At 58.4% G+C, this 12140-nt stretch carries 15 protein-coding genes; 14 read left to right on the top strand and 1 reads right to left on the bottom strand.

The features are described 5' to 3' along the window. The first annotated feature begins 20 nt into the window (after nt 1-20). The 14 genes from HIJ39_RS02520 (at nt 21) to rsfS (ending at nt 10266) form a co-directional block, all read left to right on the top strand. Nucleotides 21-881 carry an SDR family oxidoreductase gene (locus HIJ39_RS02520; RefSeq protein ID WP_169096375.1) on the top strand — a complete coding sequence of 287 codons (861 nt, stop codon included), beginning with the start codon at nt 21-23 and terminating at the stop codon, nt 879-881. Nucleotides 882-935: 54 nt separating this feature from the next. Continuing rightward, a complete protein-coding gene (locus tag HIJ39_RS02515) occupies nt 936-1571 on the top strand; it encodes a hypothetical protein (protein ID WP_169096373.1) in 636 nt (211 codons plus the stop codon). Nucleotide 1572: 1 nt separating this feature from the next. Further along, entirely contained in the window at nt 1573-2445 is an 873-nt protein-coding gene (locus HIJ39_RS02510; RefSeq protein ID WP_169096371.1) for a site-2 protease family protein, read from the top strand. A gap of 114 nt (nt 2446-2559) precedes the next feature. Then, entirely contained in the window at nt 2560-4386 is a 1827-nt protein-coding gene (locus HIJ39_RS02505; RefSeq protein ID WP_169096369.1) for an Rne/Rng family ribonuclease, read from the top strand. Nucleotides 4387-4560: 174 nt separating this feature from the next. Then, nucleotides 4561-5172, top strand: coding sequence for a phosphatase PAP2 family protein (locus tag HIJ39_RS02500; RefSeq protein ID WP_169096367.1), 612 nt, complete (start codon nt 4561-4563; stop codon nt 5170-5172). Between the two features lie 80 nt (nt 5173-5252). Continuing rightward, a complete protein-coding gene (rplU, locus tag HIJ39_RS02495; RefSeq protein WP_169096365.1) occupies nt 5253-5567 on the top strand; it encodes a 50S ribosomal protein L21 in 315 nt (104 codons plus the stop codon). After that, nucleotides 5567-5884 (top strand): ribosomal-processing cysteine protease Prp, encoded by a 318-nt coding sequence (locus HIJ39_RS02490; RefSeq protein ID WP_169096363.1) that lies wholly within the window; start codon nt 5567-5569, stop codon nt 5882-5884. The genes rplU and HIJ39_RS02490 overlap by 1 nt, the downstream gene beginning before the upstream one ends. Before the next feature lie 34 nt (nt 5885-5918). Beyond that, nucleotides 5919-6200: a 50S ribosomal protein L27 gene (rpmA, locus tag HIJ39_RS02485; RefSeq protein WP_169096361.1), complete on the top strand. Its 282-nt coding sequence runs from the start codon at nt 5919-5921 to the stop codon at nt 6198-6200. Nucleotides 6201-6242: 42 nt separating this feature from the next. Continuing rightward, entirely contained in the window at nt 6243-6830 is a 588-nt protein-coding gene (locus HIJ39_RS02480) for a Spo0B domain-containing protein (protein WP_338055060.1), read from the top strand. A 12-nt stretch (nt 6831-6842) separates the two neighbouring features. After that, a complete protein-coding gene (gene obgE / locus HIJ39_RS02475; protein ID WP_169096357.1) occupies nt 6843-8126 on the top strand; it encodes a GTPase ObgE in 1284 nt (427 codons plus the stop codon). 50 nt (nt 8127-8176) lie between these two features. Further along, nucleotides 8177-8803, top strand: a complete 627-nt coding sequence (nadD, locus tag HIJ39_RS02470; RefSeq protein WP_169096355.1) for a nicotinate-nucleotide adenylyltransferase — start codon at nt 8177-8179, stop codon at nt 8801-8803. A gap of 145 nt (nt 8804-8948) precedes the next feature. Continuing rightward, nucleotides 8949-9206 (top strand): RNA-binding protein, encoded by a 258-nt coding sequence (locus HIJ39_RS02465; protein ID WP_169096352.1) that lies wholly within the window; start codon nt 8949-8951, stop codon nt 9204-9206. Between the two features lie 118 nt (nt 9207-9324). Further along, nucleotides 9325-9888: a bis(5'-nucleosyl)-tetraphosphatase (symmetrical) YqeK gene (gene yqeK, locus HIJ39_RS02460; RefSeq protein ID WP_169096350.1), complete on the top strand. Its 564-nt coding sequence runs from the start codon at nt 9325-9327 to the stop codon at nt 9886-9888. A gap of 24 nt (nt 9889-9912) precedes the next feature. Continuing rightward, nucleotides 9913-10266 (top strand): ribosome silencing factor, encoded by a 354-nt coding sequence (gene rsfS / locus HIJ39_RS02455; RefSeq protein WP_243239291.1) that lies wholly within the window; start codon nt 9913-9915, stop codon nt 10264-10266. Nucleotides 10267-10300: 34 nt separating this feature from the next. On the opposite strand, the gene HIJ39_RS02450 is transcribed toward rsfS, so the two are convergent. Beyond that, nucleotides 10301-12094, bottom strand: coding sequence for a thioredoxin domain-containing protein (locus tag HIJ39_RS02450; RefSeq protein WP_169096348.1), 1794 nt, complete (start codon nt 12092-12094; stop codon nt 10301-10303). Nucleotides 12095-12140 lie beyond the last annotated feature (46 nt).

Below are 12140 nucleotides of genomic sequence, written 5' to 3'. Positions count from 1 at the left end.
GGCAAAGGAGCGTTCGCGACATGCGCAATGTGTTGGTCACGGGAGCGACCGGCTTTCTAGGACGAGAGTTGAGCCAACGGCTCATGCGGATGGGCTATCGGGTGGTAGGGCTCACCCGGGAGATCCAGAACGATTTGAGCGTCGTGCCCATGGTTGGGGACTTGTTGAAAGAGGAGGGCTTTGAGGGACCCGAACTAACGTTTGACGCCATTATTCACTGTGCCGGGCATCATCCCGGCGAAACCGACCAGGTTGAGGCCTTGCATGAAGAGGGGACCCGCCGCATTGTACGGGAAGCCCAAGAGCGAGGCGTGCAGCGATTTATCTATATTAGCGCCATGGGAGCGGGATTTCATGCGCCCACGCGCTTTCAGCAGAGCAAATGGGTGGGGGAGCAGGTGGTGGTCAATTCCGGGCTGGAATACACGATTTTGCGTCCGCACCTCATGTTTGGCCATGGGTCGGAAACCTTCAAGCGACTCGAAGAAGCGGCCAACCGCCCATGGGCGGTGCTCCCGGAGTCCAAACCATTGATTCAGCCCGTCTATGTCGGCGATGTAGCGGAAATCGCACTGCGCTCGCTGTGGCTGGAACGCACTATTGGGCAGATTTACGATATCGGAGGACCGCAGTCGATGAAGCTGGAGGACGTGGTTCGCCACATTGCCCGTGACGTGCATCTCTTCCGCATTCTCACCCTGCGGGTCCCCAAGCGCTATGCCTATTACGTTCTCAATCGGGTGGGGCGTGTGGGTCCGATTTTGACCGGCGAGGAGTGGGGCTTCTTGCAGCACGAGGTGACCCGCCAGGATTCGCGTTGGCTTCTCGACTTCGGTATACTGCCGCATTCCCTGGCAGTGTATTACTCTCCCTTAAGCTAAGTACTGGGACATATTGCCTATCGCCGGCTCATACCATCTCGTGGAGGGATGGACATGGCCAAACCGGAAATTTCCTGGCCTCAGGATAAGCCAAGCCCGGAGACGATGCCCCGTATGGGATGGGTGCGCTGGCTAATTGCGGGGTTGATTCTCATGACCCTGGCACTGGCCTCGCACACGTCAGGCCGGGCCGCCCGCCTTATTATGGCCAATACACAACATTGGATTGAGACCAGCACGCATGTTCCCGCAGGGGCTCACCTGGGCAGCCTGTCCCTGCCCATGCCTAAGGGAATCGCCTCTCCTGCCGCCAAGACAGTCCCGCATTGGATTTCGCCGGTGGCCAGCGCAAGGCTGGTGCAGTCCTTCGGGTGGCAGGGAACCGGGGCTAAAGCCCGATTCAATCCGGCAGCTACCATTAAAGCGGGGCTTCATGCACCGGTCGAAGCGGGGATGATGGCATCCGTGGTTCGGGTCAGCCGGACGGCGGTTGAAGTTCGCGCTAATGGGTATCTCGTGGACTTCAAGGGCATCGCCCCGGCAGCCCTCCATAAAGGTCAACGGGTCCAGCCGACCACCGTGATTGGCCACCTCAGGTCCCGGGAGTTGACGCTTGGCGCCACCAAAGATGGGTATCCCGTGAATCCCTTAGGCTCGGCGCTCTTTGGGGCCGGGTGGATTCGACACTAACATGGCACGCGCTCCTCTGTGGCGCCAAGTCCGCATTAATCCGCTTTTCCTAGGGGTGTTAGTACTCTACGGGGCAGCCGGTCATGGGCGCACCATGATTATCGCCTTTTTGGCCGTCACCTTGCATGAGCTGACCCATGCCGTGGTGGCCGATTTGTACGGCCTGGATATCGAGCGCATCGAGATTTGGCCGTTTGGGGGCATGGCGCGCATCCCTGGTCTTGACACCCAGGATCCCTATGTGGAGACCATGGTGGCGGTTGCGGGACCTTTGGCCAATTTTTTTTGGGCGGCTTTCGCCTGGGCCTTTCAGCGGGCGCTGCCAATGAATCCGGAGTACGTAACCCAGTTTATCGAGGCCAATCTAGCCATTGGCGCCATCAACCTTTTGCCGGTGGCACCGCTGGATGGCGGCCGCCTAGCGCGCCTCTATCTCTCACGGCAGATGGGGTATCAGGAATCCGAGCGGCGGGTCAGGGAAGGCGGACTATGGCTGGCGCGCCTTCTATTTGCGGCCGCCCTGGCGATGCTGGCCGGGGGTCAACTGCAATTGGGGCTCGGAATCTTTGCCGCGTTTTTATATTGGGGTGCTTACAGGACGCCGCACCATGCGCCTTACCTCATCATTCGCGACCTCGGCCAGCGGATTTTGGGTTTTCAGCGCCGGCCCGTGTGGACCGTGGAGGACTTGGCGGTCCGGGGGGATGTGGCGCTCGGCGACGTGATCCGGGTCATGCGGCCTTTGAAGTACCATCGGGTCGTGGTGTTGGATGCCGACATGAGGCGAATGGGTATTCTCTATGAAGAGGCGCTGCTGTCGGGCATGGAACGGTTCGGGCCGGAACTGCCCATCGCCGAACTACTCTCGGGCTAGCCCGATTGACTGGGGGGTGGTTCATGGTATGATACCCTTGAGGACATCCTTTACGCGAAGAGGTGTCCCCCTAAAGTTTAGAAATTTTTGAGAATCCAAGAAAGGGGTTTCACCATGCCACGGCGCAAGCGTCGCCGTTGGGGGATTTTGCCAGCTTTGGTTGTGGCTGACGCGGCGGAAGAGGTACCCGGCCAAAAATCCCTAGGGGACGCGGATTCCCCTGAAGAGCCGGAGCAAAAAGTTTTTAAGGAACTTTTGATTAACTATGCACCGCACGAAAGTCGTTTGGCAATTGTGGAAGACGGGCAACTGGTCGAGTTTTACATTACCCACGAGGAGGCTGAGCAGGCGGCCGGCAACATATACAAAGGCCGCGTAGAAAATGTGTTGCCCGGAATGCGGGCGGCGTTTGTGAATCTTGGACTGGAGAAAAATGCGTTTCTCTATGTGGACGATGCGCATGCGGAGGATCGTGACCACACCAAATCACGGCCAATTCAGGACGTGCTCAAGGTGGGCCAGGAGGTTGTGGTGCAAATCGCCAAGGAGCCCATTGGCAACAAGGGAGCTCGCGTGACCACCGATATTAGTCTTCCGGGCCGCTATCTGGTGCTCACCCCGTATTCCGAAACGGTGGGGGTATCGCGGCGCATTGAAAGTGAGCGGGAACGCGAACGGCTCCGGGAAATGGCGGAAAAGCTGCGCCCTAAGGGGATGGGTTTAATTGTCCGTACGGTGGCCGAAGGGGCATCGCAACGGGCGCTGATGCGGGACTTAGCCTACCTGAGACGGGTGTGGTCGCGCGTGCGGCATAAGAGCCGGACTTCGCGGGCGCCGCAGATGTTGCATCGCGAGGCCGGGCTGATTGCCAAGAGCCTGCGCGATCACTTGGATGACAGCGTGGATCGCTTTATCATTGATGACCCGCATGCTTATATGCGTGCTCGGGAATTGGCCCAGTCGCTTTCTCCGGGACTGAAAAGCCGTATTGAGCTATACCAGGGGCCGGTCCCGATCTTCGAAGCGCGCGGCATTGAAGCGGAATTGGATCGGGCATTGAAGCGCCGCGTGTGGCTCAAATGCGGCGGATATTTGGTCATTGACGAAACCGAGGCGCTCACGGTAATCGATGTCAACACCGGCAAGAATGTCGGGACCACGGACCTCTCCGACACCGTACTGGCCACCAACAAAGAGGCGGCGGTTGAAATCGCCCGCCAATTGCGGTTGCGCGACATTAGCGGCATTGTGATTGTCGACTTCATCGATATGGAGAATGAAGCGGACCAGACGGAGGTCATCAAAACCTTTCAAAAGGCCTTGCGCGATGACCGCACCCGGGTCACAGTGCTCGGCTTGACGCGGCTTGGCTTGTTGGAGATGACGCGCAAGAAGGTGCGGGAGTCGTTGTTAAATCAGATGACGCGCGTATGCCCAGTCTGCGAGGGACGGGGTCATGTCCTGTCGGAAGATGTGGTGGCACGGCGCATCCGCTATCGCATTATGGAAAAGCTCCGCGAGACGGGAGCCGAGGCGGTGCTGGTTGAGACCCACCCCTTGGTGGCGGCGCACTTGATTGGACCGGGAGGCAGCAATCTGCGGGTTTTGGAGCATGATACCGGCCGCTCGGTGTTTGTACGCGGGGTTGACGTGACGGATATCAATCATGTGGAATTTGTGGCCGTGGGGAACAAGGCCGAGGTGGAACAGAGTGCGCTTCCGGTCCATGATGGGGACCATTTGGAATTGGAGATTGCTGAGCGCCACGCCACCAATCCCAACGACGGCATTGCCCGCATCTCAGGCTACGTAGTGGATATTGAAAGCGGTGGGAGCCACGTGGGAGAGCGCGTGGAGGTGGAGATTGTACGGGCGCTCCGTACCTTTGCGACCGCGCGCATCGTGGCCCGGGTCGATGACGAAGTGGCGGCGAGCAAATAGAGTCAACATGGACAAGATGAGGGCGCTTCCCAACGGGGAAAGCGCCTTCTTCCTTCCAAACCGCCCAAGGGTGGGGCACCCGTTTCGGTTGCGGTCGATACCGTGGGTAATATTTTTGCCAAGTCGTGCGTTTAAACGGGGAATGGTAATTACGGGAACAACGGAGGGACTAGTTTGGTACATCCAGGCGTCAATAGTTTTGACTTCTATGTGCAGCATTGGGTAAACGCGCCGGCGGGCCACAATGCCATTCTCGATTTGCTGGGGGTGGTCTTGGCGAAGTTCGCCCCGGAGATTTGGGCACTCATCTTTATTGTCATGTGGTTTTGGCCTCCGTATCGCCGCACCCGGGCTCGGCGGGCAGTGGTGTATTCCGTGGTAGCGGGCGTGGTCGCGTTGGTGATTAACGTGATCATCTCGCATGTGACGCCGTATCGCCCCCGTCCTTTTGTATTGGAGCCGCATTTAGTTCACCAACTCATTACGCATCCCAAGGACACCTCATTTCCTAGCGACCACGCGGCCGGCAGCTTCGGCTTTGCCATTGGACTTCTTTATGCTGGCGTCGGAGACGGGATTTGGGCGTTAATCTTGGCGTTTGCCGTCGCCTGGGCTCGTGTGTTTGTGGGCGTACACTGGCCGACGGACGTACTATTCGGCGGACTGGTGGGCGTTGTGGCAGGTTTTTTGGTTCTCGGCGTACGCGGGAAGTTGGAGTGGCTGGTCAATCTGGTCTACATCATTCTTCGGGTGCCGCCCGAAGGGGCCCGGCGGGCCGATCCATGAACCGCGCTGTTTGACAATCGATCCGGAATGTGATAGCATGCATTGGACTAACGGTACCTCAGGATGAGGAGGACTTTCTTGTGTATGCAGTGATTGAAACCGGGGGCAAGCAATATCGTGTGGAACCCGGTCAAGTTTTAGTTGTGGAAAAATTGCCCGGAGAACCGGGGGAAGAGTTAACTTTTCAGAACCTTTTAATGGTCGTGGGGGATGAGGGTGAGCCGGTCGTTGGCACCCCATATGTTCCCGGCGCGAAGGCGTTGGCCACCGTGTTAGGGCAGGAGCGGGGCAAAAAGATTTTGGTCTTCAAGTACAAGCCAAAGAGCAACTACCGTCGGCGTCAGGGTCATCGTCAATCGCAAACGCGGGTCCGGATCGACCGCATCGAACTCTAATGGTAACGGTTGGCCTTACCCGTGGCCCGGATGGCCAACCGTGGAAGCTCCGGGTGAGCGGGCATGCCGGCCAGGGCGCCTATGGCGAAGACATTGTCTGCGCGGCGGTGAGCGCGTTAGTGGAGACATTGTCTCTGGGATTAGCACGAGTCGTGCACGAGCCGGCGGGTGGGCAAGTCGAGCCCGGGAATGCGGAGTTTCTTTTCCATCAGCCGATGGGGGCTGAGACCCGGGCGGTGGTGGAAACCATATTGGTGGGGCTGAAGGATTTAGCGGCATCGGAGCCGCAGGCGGTCCGCTACCAAGAGCAGAATTAAGTTTTGAACACGGATTGATTAAGGAGGACATCAGATGCGGTTACAGTTGTTTGCACACAAAAAGGGTGGCGGTAGCTCCCGCAACGGACGTGATTCCAACCCCAAGATGTTGGGTGTGAAACGCCACCAGGGTCAGGTTGTGAGTGCCGGATCCATCATTATCCGCCAGCGGGGTACGCAATTTCATCCCGGCAACAACGTCGGCATGGGCCGTGACTTTACGCTGTATGCCAAGGTCGATGGGCGCGTTGAGTTCCGGGAAAAGAGCCACACGCGTCGGGTCATCGACATTGTTCCAGTAACTGAGGCTCAGTAGTTTCCGGCTTCGACGGTGAGAGGATTTTGGATTCGAATTGGAGTGCTCCTAGCGCTAGGGGTGGTCGACTACACGTTGCACCGCCCTTGGCGCCTTTTTGTACTTCTGATTATTGTCCTTTATGTAGCGGAGTGGGCGGCTTTCCGCCACCGCCGGGAAGCGATTTTCATCATTCGACAGCGCCGCCATCGGCTTGCGAACCAGCTGCAACTAGTCACGGGCTGGTTGCAGCTGGGCGCCGTGCAAAAGGCTGAAGAGGCCATGGAGCGGCTCATGATCCAAGAGGCATCCCAATCCCGCTGGTTTCGCCACCTTCCGAGTCATTGGAGCTACTTGTTTTTACGCTGGGATGCACGTGGCGAGGAGCGGGGCGTGGTGATCCGGTGGTCAGGACTGGATACTTTAGCACCCAGCTACCGCATGGCTTGGATTCTTGAGCGGCGATTGAGGGAAGCTATCCGCATGGCGCAAAGTACCATGACGGTCGACTTTGCCGGCGAAGGTTTTCGTATTGTGGTGGCCGACGCACCGCGCTCGGTGCCCCGCGGATGGACGCTGGGGCCGGACGGAGTCGCCATAAGTTGGCCTTCAAGGCGGAACGCCGTCCAAAGCACATCTGAGCAGCTGTGAGCGAGGGATACCATGTTTGTTGATGAAGTCACCATTTATGTCGAGGCTGGTCGGGGCGGCAACGGCTCCATGGCGTTCCGCCGTGAAAAGTATGTGCCGAATGGCGGGCCCGCAGGCGGAGACGGGGGCCGTGGCGGCGATGTGATTTTTCAGGTGGATCCCGGACTCAACACCTTGATGGACTTTCGCCACAACCGTCGGTTTCGGGCCCAGGACGGTGAGCCGGGCGGCAATAACCGGCGCCACGGAAAAGACGGAGAGGACCTAGTGGTGAAGGTGCCCCCTGGAACCCTGGTGACCCGGGAAAATGGAGAGGTTGTAGCGGACCTGATCTACCCCGGGGAGACCGCCATCATCGCGCAGGGCGGACGAGGGGGAAAAGGCAATACGCACTTTGTCAGTTCCACTCATCGAGCGCCCAAGGTGGCAGAGCGCGGGGAGCCCGGCGAGGCGTTCGATGTCCGGCTGGAGCTGAATCTGTTGGCTGATGTGGGTCTAGTGGGGTTTCCTAATGCCGGCAAAAGCACCTTGATTAGCGTTGTGTCGGCGGCTCGGCCGAAGATAGCGGACTATCCGTTTACGACCCTAGTACCCAATTTAGGGGTGGTGGCGGATTATGGGGATCCATTTGTGATTGCGGATGTACCGGGCCTCATTGAAGGGGCCCATACTGGCTTGGGCTTGGGCGACACATTTCTCCGCCATCTCAAGCGAACCCGCATCTTGCTACATTTGGTGGATATGAGTCCGGACACCGGCCGCGATCCCGTAGACGATTACCACATCATCTTAAATGAACTAGCCTCTTTCTCGCCGGAGTTAGCGGGGAAGCTCATGCTGGTGGTTGCGACCAAGCTGGATGTTTCCGGCAGTGAGGCAGTCTACGAACGGTTTCGCCAAAGTCTTCAGCCTGAGCCCGTCATTCCGATCTCGGCCGTGACTAAAGAGGGCGTGGCTGATTTGATGTGGCGGGTCCGGCGTCTTTTGGACGTCCACCCAGCCTTGGAGCCTGTACGGCGTGAACCGGTGCTGCAGACACCTATGCGCGGATTTCGGGTGATTCCGGAAGGCAAGGATGCCGTGCGCATCGTGGGTGACGTGGAGCAGCGGGCGCGCATGACACTTTGGGGCCATGCCAATGCGGAAGACTACTTCGTGGAATATCTGCGCCGTCGGGGGGTCGTGGAGGCGCTCCGCCGGGCCAAGGTGCCGAACAACACCTCGGTTTGGGTGGGCGAAGGCTTGCTGTTCTTCCGCAATGATGATTTGACCGCTGAGGAAGAAGATGAGGCCTAATTCTCGAAAAATAGAGGATTTGAACGAAACGGCGTCGAATTGGGGTCACAATGGTTAAAGGGCGTCGAGCCATAGGGCTTATGGGAGGCACGTTCAATCCAATCCATTACGGTCACCTGGTGGCAGCGGAAGCAGCTCGGGATGCTTTTCATCTGGATCAGGTGATATTCATTCCCGCGGGACAGCCTCCGCATAAGTCCGGCTTAGCTGTAGCCGACCCCGAGCATCGGTATCTGATGACGTTTTTGGCCATTGTTTCGAATCAGCACTTTGAAATCTCGCGTGTGGAGATTGACCGCCAAGGGCCATCCTACACCAGCGATACCCTGGCCCATTTTCGGGCTTTGGATCCGGAGGTGTTGTGGTATTTCATCACCGGCGCGGATGCCATTTTGGATATTGTGAGTTGGCACTACCCGGATGCGATTTTCCAGAATGCCGAACTGATTGCGGCTAGTCGCCCAGGCTATTCGCTGAAGAAGATTGAAGCGCTGAAGCAGCAGCTGGGCGCCGAGCGGGTGGCTCGGATTCACCCCTTGGAAGTGCCGGCCTTGGCCATCTCGTCGAGCCAGATTCGCGAGCGGTTGCAGCAAGGATTGTCCATCAAGTACCTGGTTCCCGAAGCGGTAGAGCACTATATCGCCAAGAATCAGGTCTATGCCGAATTTGGGGCATGAAGGGCGCCAGAAATGTTCATACTGTGTTCAAGTCCAGTGGTTTCCCAGCATCGCGGAGTTTCCTTATCCGTACCGAGTGGATTAGAGAACCGGGTGCCTGGGTCCCTGGCCAGGTGCCTTGAGGAAGAGACAGGGAGGAATTTGAGTGGCAAAGACGTTGTATGTGGGTAATCTGCCGTGGTCAATGTCGGAAGACGAGTTGGCCGAGGCTTTTTCGCGGCATGTGCAAGTGGTGAGCGCGCGCATCATCACTGACCGGGAAACCGGCCGCTCGCGCGGTTTCGGTTTTGTTGAGGTTGAGGATCAGGATGTCGAGCAAGCGGTTGAGGCGATGAATGGGACGCAACTGGGCGGTCGCGACATCATAGTCAACGAAGCGCGCCCGCGGCAAAGCAAGTACTAACCACACCTGGTCAAACTCAGCACAACCTCGAAGGATCGCGGCGCGAGCCGTGATCCTTCGTTGCGTTGCAAGCCGTCCGGATTCCTTGTAAGATGGCGGAAAGACAGGGAGGTTATCTGTGACCCTTGAGGAACGCTTCCAGACGTTATCGCGCCATCGCCAGGCGCACGCTGAGCGTGTTGCCGCGGTGATGCGCGCGTTGGCGCAACAGCACCATCTGGATGAAGAGCTGGCCTGGTTTGGGGGCTGGGCGCATGATTTGGCGCGGGAGATGTCGCGGCCGGCGCTCCTCGCCGAGGCCGAGACTCTGGGGATTGTTATCGGGCCTGAGGAACAGGCAGAGCCCTTGCTTCTTCATGGCCCCATAGCTGCGAAATGGGTAGAGCGCGCCGGGCGAGGGACGCCGCAGGTGCTCGAAGCCATCCGCTATCATACCACCGGCGCCGCTAATCTTGGACCCTTGGCGCAGGCGCTCTTTATTGCCGATGGGGTGGAACCGGGGCGCCGATACGCGCTTAGGGAAGCGTTGTATCTCCAGGCGCTTGAGGATTTAAACGGTGGGTATTGTGCCGTATTGAAGAATACCCAAGCATATCTTCTGAGTAGGGGGCTTGCTCCACATCCGGACATGGTGCGGGCGCTGGATCAGTGTACGGCGGGCACCGTACAGGACACTCATTAAGGGGGCATCATCACGAACGACATATTGGCCAACGCCTTATTGGCGGCTGATACGGCAGAAGGCAAAAAAGGGGAGCGCGTGGTGGTTCTGGATATGCGCGACGTCACCCTGATTGCGGACTACTTTGTGATTGTTTCAGCAACCAACGTGATTCAGGTCCAAACCATTGCCGATGCGGTGGATGAGGCGTTGCAGGCGCGAGGTTTGGAACGGATCAACCAGGTTGGCCGAGCCCGGGCTCATTGGGTTCTCTTGGATTATGGCGGACTGGTGGTGCATGTGTTCACCGAGGAGGAGCGCCAATACTATAACTTGGAACGACTGTGGGGCGATGCGGTGGTGGTGGACCGCGCGGCCCTCAAAGCCGGTCGGCAATAAAAAAGGCCCCGGGAGGAAACTCCCGGGGGTCTTTTTAGGCTTGGCCGTTTTCTTGAGGGAACGGAGTTCCCTCGGGAAAAATGAGGGAACGGAGCGCCTCGACGATCTGGTCGGGCTCAGTCACTGGGGCGGCGCAGGCGGTGCCGCGGCAGATATAGAGCGCCGGCAGCGGCAGTTCCGGGAGCCCGGAGGCTTCGAACTCGGGGGTGCCAACGGGCCAGCTGCGGATCGCCCGGCGACGGTCATAGACACCAAATACCGCGCGACGCAACTCGACGCCCGGATGGCTGGGGGAATCCACGATGGTGGCCGTAAGCTCCGGAGCCTCGGCCATGTCAGCCGCCAATGCCCAAGAGGCGGCAAAAATCCCCTGCTCCTTGGCGTAGTCCGCCAGCGCTCCCAAAATGGCCCGGCCGCGGTTCAACTCGTCTTCGTCGTTTTCAATGGTTCCGAGGCGGAGCCAAGCTCGGGCCATAACGGCATTTTCCTTAAGGGGCTGCTGACGATGCTTCAAGCGGCCCACAGCATCGGACCCTTCGCGCTCGGTCTGATCCCAGTACACCCGATCGCCAAGAAGCCGGGCATCCGCCCAGGCCAAGAGGGTGTGGGTCCGTTCTAAAAAGACCGGATCGCCGGTGTACTCATAGCCGTCCAACAGAGCATGAGCCATGGGAGCCACGTCCATGAGAAGCCCTTTTAATTCCGGCGCTTCGTCCTGATCAAGATGGTACAAGCCTCCCTCGTCCTCGTCCCACATTCGGTCCCATAGCGCCTCCAAGGCGGTCAGCGCAATCGGACCATACTGATTGGGGTTGATGAGGCTAGCTGCGAGTAGTTGGCTTTGAATCATGAGCGCATTGGCATGCGTATAAATGGTGGGGTCGACATAGGGCTGCTGCCGCTTGTCGCGTTCTTCCGGCGGCAGGCGATAGTAGTCTTCGTCGGCATCCTGCGAACCACCCCAGAGCCCATCGGGCCCCATGAGAGTGCGGTTGGCCCAACTCAACAAATGGTCGGTAATTTGACGATAGGTCTCGTCGCCCAGCGTTTGAAAGGCGCGCAAATACAACCGTGCCAATTCCGCGTTGTCCTCCAGCATTTTCTCAAAATGGGGAATGGTCCACTCCCGCGTAGTGGAATAGCGGAAGAAGCCGCCGGCATGTTGGTCATAGAGGTTGGACCCCGCCATGGCGTCCAAGGTGCGGACCGCCATCCCCGCTAGGGACCCGTCTCCCGTCGCCGTAAAGTGGGACAAGAACAGTTCCCAGACTTCTGGTTGAGGGAATTTGGGCATGACGCCCACCCCCCCATAGGCACGGTCAAACTGTTGGCGAATGGTCTCGATGATTTCATCGACAACAGCCTGGTCAGGTGTCTGGACCTCGGCCAAGGTGGGAAGATTGGGCTCGGTTAACGTGTTGCCCAGGTTGTCCTTGTTCTCATTCCAGTAGTTGTCGACCTGATCCAACAACTGGAGCATCTGATCGGGTGGCACATAGGTGCCCCCGGTTATAATTTCACCGGCTGGGGTTAGAATGGCGGTGGTGGGCCAGCCGCCCATGTTGTAGCGCATGTTGACGTCGGGCCGCTGGTCGTTGTCCACCCGTACCGGCAGGAGTCGCTCATTGATGCGTTGAATAATCCGAGGATCGGAATAGGTGGTCTCGTCCATCACGTGGCACCAATGGCACCATACGGCGGAGATAGACAACAGCACCGGCTTTTGCTGTTCTTGCGCCTCATTAAATGCATCCTCTCCCCACGGGCGCCATTGAATTTCATGGGCGCGGTTGGGGCGGGGGCTAAATCGAAAGAGGGAATCTGGCATGTGGGTCATCCTTTCTCAGTCGGCCGATACTCGCATGTTCCATCAT

Origin of the sequence: Sulfobacillus harzensis, assembly GCF_012933365.1 — a bacterium.
Classification (GTDB): Bacteria; Bacillota; Sulfobacillia; order Sulfobacillales; family Sulfobacillaceae; genus Sulfobacillus_B; species Sulfobacillus_B harzensis.
Note: the sequence above shows the minus strand (reverse complement) of the source record. Positions and strands in the feature narration are given on the sequence as shown.